The 20314-nt window shown below is 64.0% G+C and carries 17 protein-coding genes; 8 read left to right on the top strand and 9 right to left on the bottom strand.

Annotation, left to right across the window (positions count from 1 at the left end; translation table 11 throughout):
• Positions 1–118: 118 nt before the first annotated feature.
• Entirely contained in the window at positions 119–3646 is a 3528-nt protein-coding gene (gene dnaE, locus K1X59_RS12680; protein ID WP_183150365.1) for a DNA polymerase III subunit alpha, read from the bottom strand.
• 125 nt (positions 3647–3771) lie between these two features.
• On the opposite strand from dnaE, the gene K1X59_RS12675 reads away from it, so the two are divergent.
• Positions 3772–4707 carry a LysR family transcriptional regulator gene (locus K1X59_RS12675; protein ID WP_183150364.1) on the top strand — a complete coding sequence of 312 codons (936 nt, stop codon included), beginning with the start codon at positions 3772–3774 and terminating at the stop codon, positions 4705–4707.
• A gap of 125 nt (positions 4708–4832) precedes the next feature.
• On the opposite strand, the gene K1X59_RS12670 is transcribed toward K1X59_RS12675, so the two are convergent.
• Both K1X59_RS12670 and K1X59_RS12665 read right to left on the bottom strand, forming a co-directional pair.
• Positions 4833–5909: a site-specific DNA-methyltransferase gene (locus tag K1X59_RS12670; protein WP_183150363.1), complete on the bottom strand. Its 1077-nt coding sequence runs from the start codon at positions 5907–5909 to the stop codon at positions 4833–4835.
• Positions 5910–6164: 255 nt separating this feature from the next.
• Complete coding sequence (locus tag K1X59_RS12665) at positions 6165–6809, bottom strand: bifunctional 2-polyprenyl-6-hydroxyphenol methylase/3-demethylubiquinol 3-O-methyltransferase UbiG (RefSeq protein ID WP_220173453.1); 645 nt, start codon at positions 6807–6809, stop codon at positions 6165–6167.
• Between the two features lie 186 nt (positions 6810–6995).
• Between K1X59_RS12665 and mobF the strand changes: the two genes are divergently transcribed.
• The gene (gene mobF, locus K1X59_RS12660) at positions 6996–10505 is read left to right on the top strand and encodes a MobF family relaxase (protein ID WP_183150362.1); all 3510 of its coding nucleotides are present in this window, start codon (positions 6996–6998) and stop codon (positions 10503–10505) included.
• Between the two features lie 202 nt (positions 10506–10707).
• Positions 10708–11043, top strand: coding sequence for a hypothetical protein (locus K1X59_RS12655; RefSeq protein ID WP_183150361.1), 336 nt, complete (start codon positions 10708–10710; stop codon positions 11041–11043).
• Between the two features lie 328 nt (positions 11044–11371).
• Here K1X59_RS12655 and K1X59_RS12650 read toward each other — a convergent pair whose 3' ends face one another.
• Both K1X59_RS12650 and K1X59_RS12645 read right to left on the bottom strand, forming a co-directional pair.
• Positions 11372–12637, bottom strand: coding sequence for an MFS transporter (locus K1X59_RS12650; RefSeq protein WP_183150360.1), 1266 nt, complete (start codon positions 12635–12637; stop codon positions 11372–11374).
• Positions 12634–14289, bottom strand: coding sequence for an ABC-F family ATP-binding cassette domain-containing protein (locus tag K1X59_RS12645; RefSeq protein ID WP_183150359.1), 1656 nt, complete (start codon positions 14287–14289; stop codon positions 12634–12636). The genes K1X59_RS12650 and K1X59_RS12645 overlap by 4 nt, the downstream gene beginning before the upstream one ends.
• Here K1X59_RS12645 and K1X59_RS22470 point away from each other — a divergent pair.
• On the top strand, positions 14240–14950 hold the full coding sequence (locus K1X59_RS22470; protein ID WP_309491577.1) for a protein-tyrosine phosphatase family protein: 711 nt from the start codon (positions 14240–14242) through the stop codon (positions 14948–14950). The two genes, K1X59_RS12645 and K1X59_RS22470, sit on opposite strands and share 50 nt — an antisense overlap.
• A 15-nt stretch (positions 14951–14965) precedes the next feature.
• Here K1X59_RS22470 and K1X59_RS12635 read toward each other — a convergent pair whose 3' ends face one another.
• Together K1X59_RS12635 and K1X59_RS12630 are read right to left on the bottom strand one after the other, a co-directional pair.
• Positions 14966–15409: a MarR family winged helix-turn-helix transcriptional regulator gene (locus K1X59_RS12635; RefSeq protein WP_183150357.1), complete on the bottom strand. Its 444-nt coding sequence runs from the start codon at positions 15407–15409 to the stop codon at positions 14966–14968.
• Positions 15406–15789 (bottom strand): hypothetical protein, encoded by a 384-nt coding sequence (locus K1X59_RS12630; protein ID WP_183150356.1) that lies wholly within the window; start codon positions 15787–15789, stop codon positions 15406–15408. The genes K1X59_RS12635 and K1X59_RS12630 overlap by 4 nt, the downstream gene beginning before the upstream one ends.
• Positions 15790–15958: 169 nt before the next feature.
• On the opposite strand from K1X59_RS12630, the gene K1X59_RS12625 reads away from it, so the two are divergent.
• The 4 genes from K1X59_RS12625 (at position 15959) to K1X59_RS12610 (ending at position 18637) form a co-directional block, all read left to right on the top strand.
• The gene (locus K1X59_RS12625) at positions 15959–16501 is read left to right on the top strand and encodes a TetR/AcrR family transcriptional regulator (RefSeq protein ID WP_202045244.1); all 543 of its coding nucleotides are present in this window, start codon (positions 15959–15961) and stop codon (positions 16499–16501) included.
• Complete coding sequence (locus K1X59_RS12620) at positions 16498–17328, top strand: NAD(P)H-binding protein (RefSeq protein ID WP_183150354.1); 831 nt, start codon at positions 16498–16500, stop codon at positions 17326–17328. Before K1X59_RS12625 ends, K1X59_RS12620 begins: the two co-directional genes overlap by 4 nt.
• The gene (locus tag K1X59_RS12615; protein ID WP_183150353.1) at positions 17325–17903 is read left to right on the top strand and encodes a hypothetical protein; all 579 of its coding nucleotides are present in this window, start codon (positions 17325–17327) and stop codon (positions 17901–17903) included. Before K1X59_RS12620 ends, K1X59_RS12615 begins: the two co-directional genes overlap by 4 nt.
• A 212-nt stretch (positions 17904–18115) precedes the next feature.
• Positions 18116–18637: a glyoxalase superfamily protein gene (locus K1X59_RS12610; RefSeq protein WP_220173451.1), complete on the top strand. Its 522-nt coding sequence runs from the start codon at positions 18116–18118 to the stop codon at positions 18635–18637.
• Between the two features lie 91 nt (positions 18638–18728).
• On the opposite strand, the gene K1X59_RS12605 is transcribed toward K1X59_RS12610, so the two are convergent.
• Together K1X59_RS12605 and K1X59_RS12600 are read right to left on the bottom strand one after the other, a co-directional pair.
• Positions 18729–19319 carry a recombinase family protein gene (locus tag K1X59_RS12605; protein WP_183150352.1) on the bottom strand — a complete coding sequence of 197 codons (591 nt, stop codon included), beginning with the start codon at positions 19317–19319 and terminating at the stop codon, positions 18729–18731.
• 126 nt (positions 19320–19445) lie between these two features.
• Positions 19446–20231, bottom strand: coding sequence for an AAA family ATPase (locus K1X59_RS12600; protein WP_227991656.1), 786 nt, complete (start codon positions 20229–20231; stop codon positions 19446–19448).
• Between the last annotated feature and the right edge of the window lie 83 nt (positions 20232–20314).

Genomic DNA, 20314 nt, shown 5'->3' with positions numbered 1-20314 from the left:
GCGGCCCGTGGGACCGGAATGTGTGGCACGGCGAACCGCCACCGGGAAAAGATCAGGTCGAGTAATTGGAGCGTCCGGCAGCAGGACTTTGGTGAACGGCTCCCTCACGATGCCTCGACTACATCTCGATGCTCTTTGCTCCGAGGAGCGACTTGACTTCGGCGTATAGGTCGGCGGTAACGGTGACAGGGTAGGGCGTCAAGGAGAAGAGGGACGCGGTGTCGGTCTTGACTAGCTTGAGGCGTGACTCAGTCTGGCCGGGGTGTCGGATGAGGATCTCGCGGAGTTCTGTGATGCGAGTCTCCGTTGCGGCTCGCTCTGGCATGACGATTACAAAGGGGCGATTTTGCATGTGGTCGGCCGACTCGATTTCTTCAAGGCCGTCGGCGTGGATTGTCACCCCGTCGTCGCGGAGACTTACTCGCCCGCTGACGAGCACGACGGAGTCAGCCTGAAGTGCTGATGAGTAGGCCTGATAGGTCTTTCCGGTGAACATAGTGCTGACCTCTCCGCCGAGGTCCTCGATTCGGACGAGGGCGTAAGGGTTGCCGGACGCTTTGGCGACGCGATGTTGAACGTTGGTCAGAAGACCGGCAACGGTCACCGACTTGCCGTCCTTCGGGGAACCTTCCCCCAGGAGCGCAGCGATCTGAGTGTTTGCGCGTTTGGAGAGCACCTGTTCAAGTCCACGAAGTGGATGGTCAGACACGTAGAGTCCGAGCATTTCTCGTTCGAACGCGAGTTTGTCGCGCCTGTTCCACTCGGGGAGATCAGGAATCTCAGTGTCGAAGGAGTCTTCCGCGTCGTCGCCGAGGGCGGCGAAGAGATCGAACTGTCCGTGAGCTTCTTGTCGTTTGATTCCGGCGACGGCATCGACGGCTTCTTTGTGGATGCTCAGCAGTCCACGCCGAGGATGCTCGAACGAGTCGAACGCCCCTGCTTTGATCAGCGATTCGACGGTGCGTTTGTTGGCGACATCGATGGGTGCTTTGCGGAGGAAATCATGGAAGCCGGCGTATCGTCCTTTGGCTTCACGAGTGTTGATGATCTGGGCGACGACGTTGCCTCCTACGTTGCGGATTGCTTCGAGTCCGAACCGGATATCTTCGCCGATGGCAGCGAAGTAGCGACCGGACTCGTTCACGTCTGGTGGGAGAACCTTGATACCCATCCGCCGGGTCTCGTTGAGGTAGAGCGCCATCTTGTCTTTGGATTCCCCGACGCTGGTGAGCAGGGCGGCCATGTACTCGGCCGGGTAATGGGCTTTGAGGTACGCGGTCCAGTAGCTCAGGAGTCCGTAGGCGGCGGAGTGAGCCTTGTTGAAGGCATAGTCGGAGAACGGGAGCAAGATGTCCCAGAGCGTTCGCACTGCCTCCAAACTGTACCCGTTGGCTTTCATCCCGGAGGAGAATGCCTCGAACTGCTTGTCGAGTTCTGACTTTTTCTTTTTGCCCATCGCGCGGCGGAGCAGGTCGGCTTGTCCGAGCGTGAAACCGGCAAGTACCTGCGCGATCGTCATGACTTGCTCTTGGTAGACGATCAGCCCGTAGGTCTTGCCAAGGACATCGGCGAGCGGTTCCGCGAGCTCGGGATGGATGGGGGTGATCTCCTGCTGCCCTGTCTTGCGGAGTGCGTAGTTGATGTGCGAGTTTGCGCCCATCGGCCCCGGTCGGTAGAGCGCGCCGACGGCGGTGATGTCTTCGAAGTGGTCGGGCTGGGCGAGGCGGAGGAGTGAACGCATTGCGTCGCCGTCGAATTGAATGACGCCGAGGGTGTCACCTCGGCGCATCAGCTCGAACACGGCAGGGTCGTCGAGGGGTAGGTCTTCCAGGGAAATTTGTTCGGCACGGTTGGTTCGGATGTTCTCGACCGCGTCGCTGAGGATGGTGAGGTTGCGTAGCCCGAGGAAGTCCATCTTGATCAGCCCGAGTGACTCACAAGCCGGGTAGTCGAACTGCGTGACGATCTGCCCGTCTTGCTCTCGTTTCATGAGCGGGATGACGTCGGTCAGCGGGGTGCTGGACATGATGACTCCGGCCGCATGGACGCCCCATTGCCGTTTCAGGCCTTCCAGCCCGACCGCGGTCTCGTAGACCGCTTTCGCGTCGACCTCAGATTCGATCAGGGTGCGGATCTCGGCGGCTTCGGCATAGCGGGGATCTTCGGAGTTGAAGATCCCCGCTAGCGAGATGTCCTTGCCCGACACGGTCGGCGGCATCGCTTTGGTGAGCTTGTCACCGGTGCTGAACGGGTAGCCGAGCACGCGGGAGCTGTCTTTGAGGGCCTGCTTGGACTTGATGGTTCCGTAGGTGACGATCTGCGCAACCCGATCGTCGCCGTACTTCTCAGTGACATAGCGAATCACCTCACCGCGACGCCGGTCGTCAAAGTCGACATCGAAGTCGGGCATCGATACACGGTCGGGGTTGAGGAAGCGTTCGAAGATCAGGTCGTGCACCAGCGGGTCGAGCCCGGTGATCTGCAGTGCGTAGGCGACCATTGAGCCGGCGCCGGAGCCTCGACCGGGGCCGACTCGGATGCCGTGGTCCTTCGCCCAGCCGATGAAGTCCGCGACGACGAGGAAGTACCCGGCGAACCCCATCTGGAGGATGATCCCGGTCTCGTACTCGGCGCGCTCTCGCACCTGCGCGCTTGCCCCGTCGGGATAGCGTTCCGCGAGGCCGCGCTGGATCTCCTTGACCAGCCAGGTCTCCTCGGTCTCGCCGACAGGGACGGGAAAGCGGGGCATGTAGTTTGCCGAGGTGTCGAACTCGACGTTGCAGCGCTCCGCAATCAGCAGAGTGTTGTCGCATGCGCTGGGGAAGTCCTTGAACAGGTCGCGCATCTGCGCCGGCGACTTCAGGTAGAACTCGTCAGCATCGAACTTGAACCGCTTTGGATCATCCACCGTGCTTCCGGACTGGACACACAGCAAGGCGGCGTGGCTCTTGGCATCATCGGCATGGACGTAGTGAAGGTCGTTGGTCGCGACCAGCGGGAGCGACAGCTCATCGGCCAGCCGCAGCAGGTCGGTCATGATCCGCCGTTCGATACCGAGGCCGTGATCCATAATCTCGCAGAAGTAGTTCTCCGCACCGAAGATGTCACGGAAGTCCGACGCAGCCTGGCGTGCTTCCTCGTACTGGCCAAGCCTCAGCCGAGTCTGAACCTCACCGCTCGGACACCCCGTCGTCGCGATCAGCCCCGCGCCGTGCTCGCTGAGGAGCTCACGATCCATGCGTGGTTTGAAGTAGTAACCCTCGATCGACGCCCGTGACGAGAGTCGGAACAGATTGCGCATCCCGGGCGTCGTCTCCGCGAGGAGCGTCATGTGCGTGTATGCACCGCTGCCGGATACATCGTCCCTCGAATCGGTGCCGTCACCCCACCGAACTCGCGTTCGATCCTGCCTCGCGGTCCCCGGCGTGATGTAAGCCTCAGTGCCGATGATCGGTTTCACCCCGGCGGCCGTCGCTGCACGCCAGAAATCGAACGCACCGAACACGTTGCCGTGATCGGTCATCGCGATCGCAGGCATGCCCTGCTCCGCGGCGGAGGAGATCAATGGACTCACCCGCGCTGCGCCGTCGAGCATCGAATACTCGCTATGCACGTGCAAATGGACGAATGAGTCCTGTGATGCCATCGGGTCTGGCTCCTGTCCACAACAGTTTGTTGTTCATGTCGATGGAACCAAGTAAGAATGGAGTTCAGCAAACAACGCTGGAGGCGGCGAGCCACAGCCAATAGTTGTGTTGATATGCTTTGGGGGTGGATGTTGAAGTAGTGCGAACCTTCGTAGCAGCTGCCGACGCGGGACAGTTCCAGGAGGCAGCGGTGGACCTCCACGTGACCCAGCAAGCGGTCTCGAAGCGCATAGCTGCACTGGAGCGCGAGCTGGGTGTTTCGTTGTTCAACCGTGCGGCTCGCGGGTCAGAACTCACGGTCGACGGACAAGCCTTCTTGCCTCATGCCCGAGAACTGCTCCGCATCGCAGTTCGGGCGGTCGAATCGGTGCAGCCGGGGACGCGAGCGCTCCGGGTTGATGTCGTCCATCGACGTATCGCTCCGGCAGTAGTTCTTCAGGACTTCTATCGAAGCAACAAAGAGATCCCGCTTGACGTCGTCACCCTCGGTTCGCACACCGCGGAAGGTGCCGTAGCAGCTGTCCGCGATGGCCTGATAGACGCAACATTCCGCGCCTGCGATATGAGCAAGCGACTGCCGATCGGTGTTGAAGTCGGCCCTACGCTCAACTCGGCACTCGAGCTACTTGTCGGCCCGGCCCATCCACTCGCAAATTTCAAAGAGGTCGAACTCAGCCAGCTTGGCGGGCATCGCATCTGGGTTCCAGGAATCACTGACGGCAGTGAGTGGGCCGTCTTCTACGCGCAACTCGCGAGGGCATTTGGCCTGTCAATCGATGCTTTAGGTCCGCACTTCGGAGACGAAGCACTCATGGATCAGCTATCCACTTCTTCGAACCTTGCGACGCTGGTAGGCGACCATGACCGGTACCTCTGGCCAACGCAGCATGACCTACGGCGTATCCGGATTCGTAACCCCACACCGGTGTATCCGCACTCCCTGATCTGGCTTAACACCAACCCGCACCCCGGACTCACTGCACTGCGGGCCTATCTTGAGAGCTACACCGCCCAAGAGGTTGCCACTGATATGTGGACGGCGGAGTGGCTCAAGAATTGACACGCAGCGACCATGGTTGGGTGCACCAAGTGCATATGATCGACGCCGCTTGCGAGGTGACGAACGTCTGGCTCAGCGTGATGCTCCCGCGTCAGGCGCCCCGCTGCGGGATTCGTCCGATGCGCTCACCACTGCATCCGCGAACTGATCAACGGTACATACGATGCGTCCTTCTCCGCTCCGACCACCCGGTGCCCGGCTTGCACAGCAGCTTCAATCGTCGTACCCGAACCTGCAAACGGCTCTAGCACGACACCTCCGCTCGGCGTGACGAGCGTGATCAGCCAGCGCATCAGGGCTAGCGGTTTCACCGTCGCGTGCGAGACTCCGAATGCGCGAGGGCGTTCATTGGCGTTGGGCTTGTTGTCGAGGCGGAAGATCGGGAACTTCCGCGACAGTGATTCGCCCTGCCACGTCCCCGTCAACACATCCAACGCATCCGCCTGCCCGGGGTCGAAAGCGACGTTCGTCGGCCACCGGCCGTCAGCGAACCTGCCGTCGTCGATGTTGATCCCGCCGACGCCATGCTTGAGGACGTTGCGGACGAGGTTTCCTTCGGGTGGTTTGCGGGCGATGATGATCGGCTCGAATGCCGGCCGCAACGCCGTACCCCACCCCTCCCACCGCTGCGCGTCCTCGGTCACCGGAGTGCCTTTGGACAGGACCGTGCGGGTCGCGCCGAGCACCCCGTCATGATCAGTGGTCTGCACGACCCGGTCGGTGCGTTGCGTGCCGTGGTGCTTGTCGATGGCGTGCGAGAGGTCCATGCTCTTGGGCATTCCGGTGGTGTGTAGCCATGCAATCTGGTCGCGGATCTCGAACCCTGCATTCTCGATCCCGCGCACCATCCGGTGCCAGGTGCGTGCACCACCGAACGCTGCAATATACGCACCCGGCTTGAGCGCATGCAATGCTCCTGCAGCCCACGCGGTGCACCACGTCTCGAACACCTCCGGTGCACTCATCGCACTTGTGTCGATGTGCGGGAGGGATTCCCGGAACCCGGATGCGTCATCCCATGCCTGCCCGTTGAAGCTCAACCCGTAGGGCGGGTCCGTGACCAGGGCGTCGATGCTCCCTTCGGGCAGGAGCGCGAGGAGCTCGACCGCGTCACCGAGATAGAGCGTCGCCCGTTCATCGGCGAACACCGGCTTGGGTAGTTCGGTCAGGCGTGCGGCGGGCGTCGGGGTGGAGTCGGGCATGACGGTGGCTCCCTGCTGTTCGGGGCCTGTCCGCGCTCGTGTGCGACGAACAAGCTCATCCGGCAGGTACGTGCCACACCGACGAAGTCGAGCCCACACAGCCCCAGCGTGGATGCCACGCGAGAGTCAGCGCCCGCGCGCCAGATCAGAGTTCCACGAGGTGCCCGGGCCTCGCTGATTCCCACTGCCAGATTTCTCCCACACACGATCGGCAATCAACGATCGAATGGGACCGTGAATGCCTCTGGACCGTCGCTACTCGTGTCTGGTGAGCGACGTGCTGATGGGTTTCTTCCAGGCAAGGAGGTACCGGTAGTAGAGCCCGCTGCGAACCGTGCGTCCAGGAAGGATATCCCGGCTCATCTGTCGGATTGCCACGAGGTTCTCCTGCGGTTCTGCGATGGGGACTCCGATGTCCGCCGTCTCGCGGTGTATGAGGGATCCGATCCTCACGAGCGGAAGGGTCGCTGCCGAGAGGATCCAGTCGACCAGGGTGTGGTTCGCCGCGAGCCCGACAACCATCAGGTGCCCTCCGGGGCGAAGCAACGATGCAGCTTTCTCGAGCGTCGGCTGAAGCTCCATGTGGTGGAGTGTCGCTACAAAGGTGATGAGGTCGAACCGTGCAGCACCGGGATGGAAAGACGCAAAGCTGGTGCACTGCAGCGAAACGTTCTCGGTGTCGCGCAGTCGGGTGCGTGCGCGCGCAATGGTCTCCGCGTCTGGTTCGATGCCGACGGCTGTGGTGACGTGCGGTGCAAGGCGCTGCAGCAGGAATCCGTCGCCGCACCCGACGTCCAGCACGTCACGCACGTCGTCGCGTAGGCCGGTGCGGAGAATCCACCCGTGGTATGCGGTGTTGTGATTCCAGTAGTCGCCCACATCACCAGTCTTCCAGGACACCGCTCTCCATGGCCCGTCACACCTTCACGGTGGAGGTGATTGTCCGAACACCGTTCGATAGGCAATTGACGCCTGGCTCGGATCATGGCAATCGCTCACTGGCGGCACTCTGACGTGCTGCAAAACGCAGAAAGGCACCGCTTCTTCGGCGTAGTCCGGTGGAAGGTCGTTGCGTACCTGCTGGATATGACGGTCTCCATCAGGGTGATGACCGCCGGTGACGGATACCGGTATCTACTCAACTCCGCCGTCACCGGCGACGGGGATCGTGACGCCGCTTCTGCGCTGACGAGGTACTACCTCGAGTCGGGGACACCACCGGGCACATGGACAGGATCCGGGCTCGTCGGGCTCCCCGGGGGCGTGGCCGCGGGCACGGCAGTGAGCGAGGAGCAGTTGCGGCGTCTGATGGGGTTCGGGCAGGACCCGAACAGCGGCGAGCAACTGGGTCGTCCATACCGGAAATTCGCCACCACCGCAGAACGTGTCGATCGTCGCGTCGAGAAACTCTCCGGCACTCTCACCGACGAGAAGCGCGCGATCCAGACCGCGCTGATCGAGGCCGAGGAGGCGGCGAAGCCGACGGGCGCACCGGTGGCGGGGTTCGATCTGACGTTCTCAGTCCCGAAGTCCGTCTCGACGCTCTGGGCGGTCGCTGACGCTGGGATACAGGCACTGATTGCCCAGGCGCATCACGTCGCGATCCAAGATGTGATCGCGCTGTTCGAGCGCGATGCCGCGATGACCCGGATCGGCGCGAAAGGGCCGCGGGGCGCAGTCGCCCAGGTCGAAGTCCGGGGTGTGATCGCGACAGCGTACGACCACTACGACTCCAGAGCATCGGATCCGCAGCTCCACACACATGTCGTCGTCGCGAACCGTGTTCAGGCCGTTCATGACGGAAAATGGCGGACCCTCGACTCCCGGGCGATTCATGCTGCGGTGACGGGGCTGTCAGAGCACTACAACGCGGTCCTCTCCGACCACCTCACCCAGGTTCTCGGGGTGGGGTGGGAAGCGCGGGAGCGTGGCGCTGGGCGGTCGACAGCGTGGGAGATCGCCGGCGTGCCGCAGAAGCTGATGGACGATTTCTCCTCCCGCACTCGCGATATCGAGCAGGTCAAGGACGGCCTCGTCGCCGACTACGTGACGAAGCATGGGCGGCAGCCGTCGCCGAAGTTGTTGTGGCAGCTCCGACAACAAGCCACATTGGAGACTCGACCCCCGAAGCAGCATCACTCGCTGAGCAGCCTCACCGCTGGGTGGCGAGATCGTGCGACCGAGCTTCTCGGTGAGGATGCTCCGACGTGGGCCACAACGCTCGTGGCCGAGAGCGTGGGGGAGCCGTTGCTGCGCGCGGACGACATTCCGCTCGGCGACCTTGATCAGGTTGCCGAAGGCGTGGTGGCGCGGGTGGGGGACCGGCGGGCGACATGGAAACGATGGAACCTTCACGCGGAGGCTGTCCGGCAGACGATGGGACTCCGGTTCGCGTCCGCGACTGACCGCGATCACGTCACCGAACAGATCGTCGACGCCGCGGAACGCGTATCGCTGCGGTTGACTCCGCCGGAGCTCGCGTCGAGCCCGCTGACCTTCCGCCGCGCGGACGCATCGAGCGTGTTCCGCCCGAAAGCCTCAACTGTGTTCTCATCCGAACAGGTGCTCGCCGCCGAAGACAGACTCCTCACCGCGTCGAACGACAGGAGCGCACCGACGGTGCCGCTTACGTGGGTCGAGCAGGCGGCGCGGAAGAGGAACCGAGACGGGCATGTGTTGTCACCGGATCAGGAGCGGGCGATCACGAAGATCGGCGTCTCCGCCCGCACCCTCGACGTGTTGGTCGGTCCAGCAGGAACCGGGAAGACGACGACTATGTCGGCGTTGCGGCGAGCGTGGGAGAAACGCCACGGCAGCGGTTCTGTGATCGGTCTCGCGCCGTCTGCGGCGGCAGCGGATGTCCTGGCAGGGGATCTGGGGATCTCGACGGAGAACACGGCGAAGTGGCTCCACGAACACCGCCACGGCAACTGGAACCTCACATCAGGCCAACTCGTCATCATCGACGAAGCCTCACTCGCAGGAACCCTCGCCCTCGACACCATCACCACCCACGCCCTGCAGGCTGGTGCGAAGGTGCTCCTCATCGGCGACTGGGCGCAGCTCGCGGCGGTCGATGCGGGTGGTGCGTTCGGGATGCTCGTCCGACACCGGGACGATGCCCCTGAGCTCACCGACGTGAGGCGGTTCCGTAAAGAGTGGGAGAAACAAGCCTCCCTCGGACTGCGCATCGGCGACACCGACGTCATCGACACCTACCTCGACCACGATCGCATCGCTCCAGGCCGATATGAGGACATCCTCGAGCAGGCATATCAGGCGTGGCGTGCCGACCAAGCCGAAGGGAAAGCGTCGGTGTTGATCGCTGAGGCCCTCGACACCGTCTCCGAACTCAACACCCGCGCCCGCACCGACCGAGTCCTTGCAGGCGACGTCGCCCTCGACGGCGTTCGACTCCATGACGGGAACGAAGCCTCCCGCGGTGACCTGGTCATCACCCGAAACAACGACCGACGACTCGCGATGGGGCGAGGGTGGGTGAAGAACGGCGACCGGTGGACCGTGACCCGCGCGAACGATGACGGATCTCTCACGGTCCGACGCGCCCACTCCAAATGGCGCATCACCATCACCCTTCCTGCCGCGTACGTGAGCGAACATGTCGAGCTGGGGTACGCGATCACCGCGCACCGCGCACAAGGTTCCACGGTCGATACCGCGCACGCGATCGTCTCGTCACCAGAAATGACCCGCGAGTCCTTCTACGTCGCGATGACTCGCGGCCGGGAATCCAACCACGCCTACATCGCCGCCGACCAACATCACCTCGAAGAACATCAACACCATGACGACCTGCAGATGACCGCCAGGAGCATCCTCTACGGCATCCTGCAACACGTCGGTGCCGAACAATCCGCCCACGACACCATCACCACTGAGCACGAAGCGTGGGGGTCGCTTGCGCAGTTGGCTGCCGAATACGACACCATCGCCCAAGAAGCTCAGCAACACCGATGGATCGCCCTGCTTGAGCAAGGTGGCCTCACCACCGAAGCGGTCGATGAACTCGTCCAGACCGAGTCATTCGGGGTCCTGACCACCGAGCTGCGGCGTCTCGAAGCCGCCGGCCACGACATTGAAAACCTCATGCCACGGGTCGTGCACGCAGGGAACCTCGACGAGGTCGATGATCTCGGGTCGATGCTGCGGTACCGGATCCAAAAGCTCACCAGCACCTACCCTCCCAGCGCTCGCCGAGTCGCAGGGCTCATCGCTGGTGTTGTCCCGCGAGCTACTGGCATCACTGATCTCGAGATGCAGCGAGCGCTCGAAGAACGCGAACACCTCATGGTCCAACGCCTTAACACTCTCACCACAGCAGCGCTCGAACAGCCTGTTCCCTGGACGGCAGGACTCGACGTTCTCGACGCCGAGGCTCGCATCGTCGCGGTCCGTGCGGTTGCTGCGTACCGTGACCGATGGGGCATTACCTCGACTCGCCCACTGGGGCCTGTACCCGCCGACGATGCGCAACGCATCGACTACGAACGCACCCGAGCCACGCTCACCCGCCTTCAACAGGACGCTAGCGAGCCCCAAGAGACCCCGCAGCGACGGGACGGGCCGACCCTCTAAGCACTGTGGCGCTGGAGCGCCTCAAAGTGCTCGCCCTTCCTTCTCGCTGAGCACTTGGGTATCCTGGCGGTGGCAGGAGCAACCACGCGCCAACCCCTCAGAACCAGGGAACGGCAGACCGTTCGAGAAGTACCTCGGGCACTCAACCACTCAGGACCGGCCACACCACCGTTGTCCTGCGTGCGAAAGTGAGGCCCACGTCATGCTCCTGAACCGGCTCTGGAACGCCAGCGTCCACACCCGCGTCTTCCTCCGCAGATGGATGCCTACCAACATCCTCCTCGACGTGCTCCGCTCCCGTCGCGGCCTCAAATGGGGCATCCCCGCGATGCTCCTCGGCGTCATCTACCTGCTGATCGCTGTGACCTGTACCGGACTCATCGAACAAGGGTGGAGCAAGTGGCTGTACCTCGTGTTCTTCCTCGCCCTGTGGAACGCGCTGAAGCTCATCCTCTTCGGGCCGTGGAGCCTTGTGCTCCTTGCGCGATCCCGGTCGCAAGAACGACGCGCCCGCTCAGCTGTCATCGTCCAGCGTTAGCGGCCTGGAACGAATTCGTCGGAACACGCCCCAACGTCCGCAGAACCAGTTGCCGATCGTAGGCCGAAAACGGCCGCGACAATGACGGCTACTTGTGCGGGTGCTTTCATGGTTGCGCGATCCGCACCGATCGGATGGTGATGATCTACCAGCTTCGACGCATGTTTATCGTCGGATAGTTCTCGGTCATCACGACATCACTATCCGCCTGCAAACGTTGACTGGCTGAAACCGCAATCGTTGCGGTCGTTTCTCACGCCGCAATGCACGGGGCGAGTCCGCAGCGGGCGCTACACCGGACAAGAGCAGCAGGACAATCCGTCTAGATCTAGGCGTCGAGCGGGCGTTGTAGCTCGGTGCTGCGCATCCGGCCCGCGGCCAGAGCTATGACGGCCAATGCTGGCGGCACGACGCCAACGACGATGAAGATCGTTTCCACGGGGAAGATCAGCGACAGCGGCCCGGCGATCGCGATTGAGACGGGCATGAATGCGATCGAGACGAAGAAGTCGAGGCTTGCGACTCGACCGATCATGTCGACGGGCACGAGGCGTTGCAGCAGCGTGCCCCAGATCACGACTCCCGCGCCGGTCGCTGCGCCAACGACGAACAGCGCCGCCAGCATGATCCCGAGGTTGTCGGCCACGCCCAGCACGACGAGGGGGAGGGTTCCGCCGCCCCAGCAGAGGATCATGAACGTCAGGTAGCGGCGCGGCAGTCTCAGTGAGGAGACGACGAGCGAGCCGACCGCGCCGCCGATCCCGAATGCTGCCAGGAGAATCCCGAACGTCGCTTCGGCGTCCTCGAATCGGTCGCGGGTGAGGAACGGCAGGAGAACTTCGATGGGCCCTTGGATGATGAGGGCGAGCGATGATCCGAAGATGAGCGTCCAGAGTAGCCACCGGGTGCTGGCGACGTACCGGACGCCCGCGCGCAGGTCGCCCCACACGTTCGTTTTCTCGGCAGGCGTCGCGGGGCCGGCTATCTCGTCGCGTCGGCTCAGGAAGAGCACGATGACGAAGGCGACCGCGTAGGAAGCGGCCACGATCACAGCGCCGATCGCGGGGAAGAACGCGCCGACGATGATCCCGCCGAGCGCAGGTCCGAGTCCTTGCCCCATCGAGGGGCGCAACGCACCTTCGAGCCCGTTTGCGGCGAGGAGCTGTTCGGGCGGAAGCACCTGGGGGAGATAGGCGCTGTAGGCGGGGTAGAAGAACGCACTGCCGGCCCCCATCGCGAACGAGGCGACGCCGACGTGCCACAGCTCGATCGTTCCGGTGAGGGACAGGGCCGCGACGGCGGCCATCACTACGGCGGTGCATCCCTGCACGGTGATGATGATGCGCCGTTTCGAGAACCGGTCAGCGACGACTCCGCCGAGGATCGAGGACGCGAACAGGCCGAGACTCATCCCCGTGGCGACGGCGGACAACGCCAGCGGGCTGTCGTTGAGGGCGAGCACCTGGAACACCATGACGATCGTCCACATGCCGGTGCCGAATACCTCGATCCCGACGGCGGCGAACAACAGTCGGTAGTCGCGGGTCGCGAGGGGTCGCAGCGCACGAAGGGCGCCAGGGTTCTTCCGGCTCATGCCCGTGGCTCACTCTCAGTCATCGCGCCGAGGCGCAGCGGGGGCCAGTCGTCGACGTCGCGGAGGAGCTGCCGGTCATGGGTGGAGAGCACCACGGCGGCTTGCGTCGCTCCGAGGGCGTCGGTGAGTTCGTCGACGAGCGCGATCGACAGATGGTTGGTGGGCTCGTCCAGCAGCAGGACGTGTGGTTTCGTCGCGAGCACCAATGCCAGGTCGAGTCGGCGTTGCTGTCCCATCGACAGCTCACCGATGCGTTTGCTCGACTCCCGAGCGCGCAGGAGGCCGAGCTGCGAGAGCCCGACCGCTTCGGCGGCAGTGAGTGTCCCCGCCGCCACGAGAGCGTCGACGTGGGCGGCGTAAACCTCGCTCGCTCGCCGTTGCAGCGGCAGATCAGTCTCCTGTCGCAAGAATCCGAGACGGACGCTCTGCGGCATCCGCACCGAGCCGGTATCGGGGTGCAGCTCGCCCGCGATCACGGCGAGCAGGGTCGATTTGCCGGCCCCGTTCGGGCCGGTCACGACGAGGCGGCCGCGGTGCGAGAGCGAGAACGACACCGGATGCGCCAGGCGGCCGGCGACGCTGACGTGCTCCGCGCTTAGCAGCACCGCGCCCGTCCTGGTCGGCAGATCGGGGAACCGGAAATGCAGCGGCGGTTCCGGCACGGTGACGGCGTGCGCTTCGAGCTGTTCCTGCCGACGGTGAACGCTCTGCACGAGCCCGCCAGCACGGGTCGCTCGGCCGTGCTTGTTGGTGCCCTTCTCCGGCCGCCACCCGGAAACGAGCCTGTTCTGTGCGGAACTGAGACTGTCCTGCAGTCGGGCGTGCTCGGCTTGTTGCCTGTCGAATTCCTGTTCCCACCGTTCCCGCTCGGCCTGCCGGCCCTCGCGATACCCGGCGTACCCGTTGCCGTAGATACGCACTCGGTCGTCGGGAGTGGGGTCGAGGTCGAGGATAGTTTCCGCGACGTCTGAGAGCAGCGCGCGATCGTGCGTGACGATGACGACCCCGCCGGCACGAGCTCGGAGCTGCGAGCTCAAAAACTCGAGGCCGGATCGGTCGAGGTGGTTCGTCGGCTCGTCGAGTAGCAGGAAATCATGATCCGCACCGAGCAGGCACGCCAGGCGCACCCGATACCGCTGCCCCACAGAGAGGTCAGCGAGCAGCCTGGCCGGATCGGTTTCGGCGTCCAGGGCGTCGAGCGCTATTCGCACCCGCCGCTCGGCGTCCCAGGCATCGAGCACTTCGGCATGCTCCAACGCGGCCGCGTAACGCTCATCAGCGCCGGCCCTGCCGGCCGAGAGCGCACGGGCGGCCTCGTCGAGCGATGCCAGGGCCGCGAGAGGTTCGGCTATCGCTTCCGCGATGGCCTGGCCCACGGTGCGGTCATCGTCCGCGGACATTTCCTGTTCCGCGACCGCGAGCGTTCCGGTGCGCTGCACCGTGCCGGCATCAGGAGCCAGCGTGCCGTCGAGCACATGGAGCAGCGTGGACTTCCCGCGCCCGTTCTCCCCGACGATCGCGAGCCGAGAGGCGGGCGTCACGGTGAGGTCGACATGGTTGAGGACACGGGTCGCTCCGCGCATCACGGAGACGTCGGAGGCGATGAGTTGGGCGCGCTGGCGCGCCGGTAGATGGTTGGTCGGGGTGAGCATTCGAATCCTTCGAGACGACGCACCAGCCAGCCCACGTGAGGGCGGTCAGGGTGCGCGGATGACGGCGACCCGCGGAGGGTCGAGAACGAGTGGCCGCCGCATGCTCGGATTACTCAACGAGCGCGGTGGGCCTCACTCAGCCGTCAGAGGAACAACAAATGCACCCTTCGATCGTACGGGACCGCCGCGGCGTCCCGCAAACGATCGACGATGCGACGATGTACAGATGGAACCGTGGGCGGCTGGGCTGAGCGGTGTGGTGTCCTTGCCGAGTGGTCGACTGGTGCGCGGGCGCGGGCTGAGAAGCGGCCCGGTCGACGCGGCTAACGCGCCGGATTTCGGGGTGTATCTCACGGCCCGCCTGCACCAGGAGACTTGGCAATCGCAGTGGATTGCGTGGCCGGACTTTCGTCTACCCAGAGAGCCGTCGAGCGCACTATCCGCCCTACGAGAGGCTTATGACCGGTCGGCCACCGAGAGGGTGGAAATTGCTTGCGGTGGCGGTACGGGGCGAACGGGAACCGCTCTGGCCATCCTCGCGCGATACGACGGGGTGCCGGCCGATGAGGCCGTGGCATGGGTGCGCGCTGCCTATCGGCACAACGCGGTCGAAACTCCCTGGCAACGCCGGTTCGTGCGCGAGGCACATCTACAGCTCTGACCCATCAACGATCGTCTAGGAGCTGCTGAGGTCGGGTGACTTTTCGACCAGGCGGCGCATGGCCTGTTCGAACGCTGCGCGTTCGCCGTCGGTCCATTCCGCCGTGAGTGCTTCAAACACGCTGTCTTGCCATACGTGCGCCGCGGCGAGGAGCTGGTGCCCGGATGCGGTGAGGGTGACCGTCCGCTGCCGCCGATCGACCGCTGAGCGACTGAGAGCCAGGTAGCCCGCCTCCGCTGCATGCGTCAGCAGCCGCGAAGCGTTCGACTGATCGAGCCCCAGCTCGGCCGCAACGTCATTCACTGTCGGGTCGCTGCCGTGCGAGAGTGCGTTGACGGCCTCGACCGCGAGAACGTCGCGGCCGCGAGCTGCACGCTCGCCGTCAGCGGTTCCGTTCCAGCGTCGCGACCAGTGCCGCACGAACGAGAACAGTGCTCGACCGGCCCCGGGCTCGCTCATTCTGTGGCCGCAAGTTCAGTGTACAGGTAGGCGAACTCCAACGCCTCCCGCAGCGCGGGAAAGTGCAGCGCGGCCGACACCTGATCGCCAGTGGCTCGGAACAACGTCGCTAACCGTGTGGGCTCCGCGTCCGCCGGCCATTGAGCGTCTTGCTCGACGACGATCACCCGATCGGTGATCGGGTGATACGAGCGCGGCCGCAGGGTGATTCCTGACCGAGTGATCCACTTGACGAAACCCTCATCGGTGATCGGCCCGGCCACCTTCGGGCCATTGATGACGATTGGGTTAGTGACGGTGCCGAGGGCGGCCGTCAGGTCTTTGCTGTTCACCGCGTCATGCCACCGGCCGATCGCGGCCTCTGTCTCTACTGCACTCATCCTCAAAGTGTATGCGACTCGCATTCATTTAGGCACGGGAAGGATTGAGCCCAAAATTCGTTGCTACCGAAAATCGGTACGGTGATACCGTATATGCATGACGATTGTAGAGACGCGACAGCGGAGAGCCGGCACGGGACGTCGGCGGGAGACAGCTCTTGATGCTGCGGTGACCGTGCTGGTCGAGCGGGGTTATGAGGGCACGCGATTCAAAGATGTTGCGGCGGTGAGTGGTATCGCGGTGAGCACGTTGCAGGTCTACTTCGGCAGCCGGGAAGACATGCTGGTCGAGGCGCTTCTGCGATCCACGGCCTCGGAAGTTGAGGCGATGGAGCGATCAGCCAGCCAGGTGGCCGATGGGAGCTGGGAGCGGTTGTCAGCGCTGGTTGACTACGGGTTGAACACGCCTGTCAGGGCTTGGCGGATGTTGATGGAGTTCTGGGGTGCAGCAGCTCACGACGACGAGCTACGTCGTCACAGCGAGACGCTGGCCGCACGCTACCGGGCACCTTTCGCTGACGCGATCAACGCAGGAAGCCGTGCCGGTGATTTCGTTCCTGTGACCGATGTGGATGCGATCGTGGACGTTCTGATCGCGACTCTGGATGGTCGCATGGTTCCCACGGTTCTAGCCCTGCACACCCAGGCGACGGATGCTCACCGTGGAGTGGTTCATGCGCAGCTTCGTGGGGTGCTGGGGGTGCGCTCATGACCGTTCTGGTGACGGGTGCAACGGGCAAGGTGGGGAGCCGCGTCCTCGCTCAGCTCCTCGCGGATGGTCGCGCAGCTCGCGCAGGAACGCGGCGCAGTGACATTCCTCTCGACTGGTCGATCCCGGCCACGTGGACGCCGGCACTCAGCGGCGTTGAAGCGTTGTTCTTCGTCCTGCCGGGTGGTGATGACGGGCACCGATCCGTTGCCCGCATCGGAGACCAAGCGCAAGCATTTCTCGAGGCCGCGAGCCAGGCCGGGGTGCGCCGGGTAGTGCTCATGACGGCACTTGGGATGAATTACGCTCCGAGCGAGGTTGACCAGCGCGCGGTCGAGCTGAGGTTGCAGGAGAGCGATTTCGAGTGGTCGATCGTCCGCCCGAATTGGTTCCATCAGAACTTCACCGAAGGGCCGCTGCGCGACCTCGCTGTGGCGAACCACGGAGTTTTGCGCATCCCCGCGGGGGAAGCGGCAGTGAGCTTCATCGATGCGAACGACATTGCCGCCGTGAGCGTCACCGCGCTTAGGGGCACCCACGGCAACCGAGAGTACGACGTCACCGGTGAGGAAGCCCTGACATTCACCCAGGCGGCAGCGATCACCGCACAGGCAGGGCTCCCGGTCACCGCCTACGAGCCGGTTTCCGATGAGGAGTTCCGACGATCTGCCGCGGCGCTGGGATGGCACCCGGAGTACGTCGACACTCTCAGTGGGCTCTACTCCGTCATCGCGAGCGGCGCGAACGCACACACCACGCCCGACGCCACCGACCTACTCGGCCGGCCCCTACGCACGCTGGCTGAGTACGCGGCCGCCCCTGGCGCATGATCCTGACCGACCGCGTGGCGGCCGGCGTCGCCGCCGGCAGCATCACGCTCGCCTTTCGACGGTGGATGAAGCCCCGCGTTCGACCCGGCTCCACCTTTCGCAGCACAGCCGGGGTGGTGACCATCGGTGACGTCTCGATCGTCGCCGCTCACGACATAACCGTTCGGGACGCCGAGGCCGCCGGAGCGGCCTCGGTTGAGGCGCTTGTCGGAACCTTTCGCGGCGATGAGGGAGACCCCGTATTCAGGATCGAGCTGGCAGCGGCCGGCCCCGACCCGCGCACAGAACTGGGCAACGACGCCGCCCTCACCGAGGACGACTGCACCGAGATCGACCGACGCCTCCGGCGACTCGATCAGCGCCCCCTTCACGGCGCATGGGCACTACGGACACTCCGACTCATCCAGGAGCGGCCCGGCCAGCACGCAGAATCGCTGCGCGGCGACATGGACAAGGAAACCTTCAAACGCAACGTCCGCAAGCTCAAAGAACTCGGACTCACCCGGAGCCTGCCCGAGGGCTACGAAATTGCACCGCGCGGGTCGAGCTACCTCGCCTACCGTGCGGGCCGCTGAGGTCTCCGCGTTTGGGGACTCCACATCCGGCCAGAACTGATCGTTTCGGATGAGGGGTCTTGCTAGGGTTGGTGTGGGTTGACGTACCCGCCGCTCGCAGCTTCGGCATGGTGAACGCGTCGCTTCGATTCGATCCGCGTGCATCCTCGTTCGAGCACGGCGACTCTGGCAATGCGAGCACCAGGACGGCCGCTCGATAACAAGGAGCAACCGTGATCCCTCTCACCATTGACGAAGCTAAGACTCTCGCGCGATCGCTACGCGACTCCCTGCCGAACGGCGTCGACCTGTCCCACGGTCAGAGTCTCGACCTCCTGTCGCGGACCCTCGGTTTCGCTGACTGGAACGAGCTTGCAGCACAGTACAAGCAACCAGGATTCGGTCCAGCGATGCCGGTCCTGCGCGTGTTCGACGTGGACCTTGCCCGCTCGTTCTACGTCGATGTTCTGGGGTTCACGATCGACTTCGAGTACCAATTCGAACCTGGTCTGCCGACCTTCCTCGGAGTCAGTCGCGGTGATACCTCGTTGGGCCTCAGCGAGCACCACGGGGACGGCACACCTGGGTCCGTTGTTTGGGTGCCGACCCGCAACCTCGACGACTACCGATCGCACGTAACGAGGGGCGCTGCGGGCAAGCTTCGGCCGGGCATTGACCGAGATGCGCCGGGTGGGCCGACGATGACCATCATTGATCCGTTCGGGAACGAGCTTCGATTCTGCGAGCCGGAGTAGGGCGTGCCGGAAACGATCGATTACGGCACGTCGACCAGGTTCAGCGCGGCGACTGTGAGTCGCAGCGATAAATGGCCGCATTCTCACAGCGCTAAATGGCGGCTTTCGGTGGCTGAGCTCGTTGGAGCTCGCGGTAGACCGTGGCGCGGGAAACGTCGAACAGCTCCGCCAGCTCTGTTTGAGTGTGCGTGCCGGCCGCATGCGTAGCAAGAAGATGACGGCGCTTTGTCGCGGTGAGCTTGGGTTGCTTCCCACGGAGTTTCCCGGCCGCCTTCGCGATCGCCATTCCTTCACGCGTTCTAGCGCGGATCAGATCAGCTTCGAACTCGGCGACCATTCCGAGCACGTTGAAGAGGAGCCGGCCCACCGGGTCGGCAGGGTCATAAAGTGATCCGCCGAGGCTGAGCGCGACGCCTTTTCGGGTGAGTTCGTCGGCGATGTCTCGCGCATCGGGCAGTGACCGTGCGAGCCGGTCGAGCTTGGTGACCACGAGTGTGTCGCCGGCGCGGACTGCAACTAACGCCTCGCGGAGCCCTGGCCGACTCCGGTTAGTACCGGAGAGGCCGTGGTCGACGTGGATGTGTTCGGGGTCGACGCCGAGGGTGATGAGTCCTTCGCGCTGAGCGGTGAGGTCTTGCCCGTTGGTCGAGACTCGTGCGTAGCCGACCCTTATTCCTGTCATGGAACCAGTGTTGCAGTTATGGTCCCATCATCGGGCATTTAATCGGGCGGGTTGTACGTGCATTACAGTGTCAGCAACTGCGTGGCCTGTGACTTGCGCCAGAAAATGTCGTGTTTACCGCGTCGCTTATCGTCCGATGAGGAGCGCTTCTTGGGCAGCGTCGACGGCCTCAGGGATGAGGTGCGTCTGCCTATTGATGTCGAGTATGCGGTTGATCTGGGTGACGAGCCTGTCGGCGAGGCGGAAGTTTCCGTTGGTGGCCCGGACTATTGCGGCGAGAGCTGCGGTGTGTGCGAGACCGGAGTCGTCTGGGTCGGGGTCCGGGAGGCGCTGCGCGACGACGGCCGTGAGCTCGTCACTGCGTAGCGCCCGGTACTCGTGAGCGAACCCGATGCGGCTGTATAGCTGGGGGTAGCGGGCGAGCCGTTTTTCGATGCCGGGCATGCCGATGAGGATGACGCCCATCCGGTGGCGGTCGTAGAAGTCGCGGACTTGTTCGAGGCCGGCGGTTTTGAGTCGGTCGGCTTCGTCGATGATGAGCAGTTCGGTGTTCCCGCTGTGTTGGGACTCGGCGTGCACGAAAGGATCAACGTGCCCGTGCTGGGCGTAGTCGATGGCCCAGGAGATGTGCTGGCATGCCCGGGGCAGGCCTTGATCAATCTGTTTGATGGACGCGGCGACGGTGGGTGTGAAGAACGCCGTGCGGCTTCGTTGTACCGCTTCGGGCACGGGTGGCAGTGCGCCTTTGCTGCGGGAGAGCGGGTACCACTGCTCCCATTCGTCGGTGCCGGCGTAGTTGCGTGCGGAGCGTGTCTTGCCGACGCCGGGTGGTCCGTAGCAGAGTCCGATGTAGCGGTGGGATCGGACGGTGTCTGCGAACTCGGCGAAGCGTCGGTGCTCACGTGTGGTCACGAATGTGGGCAAGGTATCTGCGCGGGGCGGGGGTGCATCGGTGAACTCGTCGAAATGACCGTTGAGGAATCGGCGTCCGTCAT

It is taken from the genome of Microbacterium sp. Se5.02b, assembly GCF_019464375.1.
GTDB lineage: Bacteria > Actinomycetota > Actinomycetes > Actinomycetales > Microbacteriaceae > Microbacterium.
This window is presented reverse-complemented; position numbering and strand designations above follow the sequence as displayed.

Coding starts and splice junctions, on each gene's coding strand:
- dnaE (WP_183150365.1), bottom strand. CDS start 3,646: ATGGCATCACAGGACTCATTCGTCCATTTGCACGTGCATAGCGAGTAT.
- K1X59_RS12670 (WP_183150363.1), bottom strand. CDS start 5,909: ATGCCCGACTCCACCCCGACGCCCGCCGCACGCCTGACCGAACTACCC.
- mobF (WP_183150362.1), top strand. CDS start 6,996: ATGACGGTCTCCATCAGGGTGATGACCGCCGGTGACGGATACCGGTAT.
- K1X59_RS12655 (WP_183150361.1), top strand. CDS start 10,708: ATGCTCCTGAACCGGCTCTGGAACGCCAGCGTCCACACCCGCGTCTTC.
- K1X59_RS12650 (WP_183150360.1), bottom strand. CDS start 12,637: ATGAGCCGGAAGAACCCTGGCGCCCTTCGTGCGCTGCGACCCCTCGCG.
- K1X59_RS22470 (WP_309491577.1), top strand. CDS start 14,240: ATGAGTTGGGCGCGCTGGCGCGCCGGTAGATGGTTGGTCGGGGTGAGC.
- K1X59_RS12645 (WP_183150359.1), bottom strand. CDS start 14,289: ATGCTCACCCCGACCAACCATCTACCGGCGCGCCAGCGCGCCCAACTC.
- K1X59_RS12635 (WP_183150357.1), bottom strand. CDS start 15,409: ATGAGCGAGCCCGGGGCCGGTCGAGCACTGTTCTCGTTCGTGCGGCAC.
- K1X59_RS12630 (WP_183150356.1), bottom strand. CDS start 15,789: ATGAGTGCAGTAGAGACAGAGGCCGCGATCGGCCGGTGGCATGACGCG.
- K1X59_RS12620 (WP_183150354.1), top strand. CDS start 16,498: ATGACCGTTCTGGTGACGGGTGCAACGGGCAAGGTGGGGAGCCGCGTC.
- K1X59_RS12615 (WP_183150353.1), top strand. CDS start 17,325: ATGATCCTGACCGACCGCGTGGCGGCCGGCGTCGCCGCCGGCAGCATC.
- K1X59_RS12605 (WP_183150352.1), bottom strand. CDS start 19,319: ATGACAGGAATAAGGGTCGGCTACGCACGAGTCTCGACCAACGGGCAA.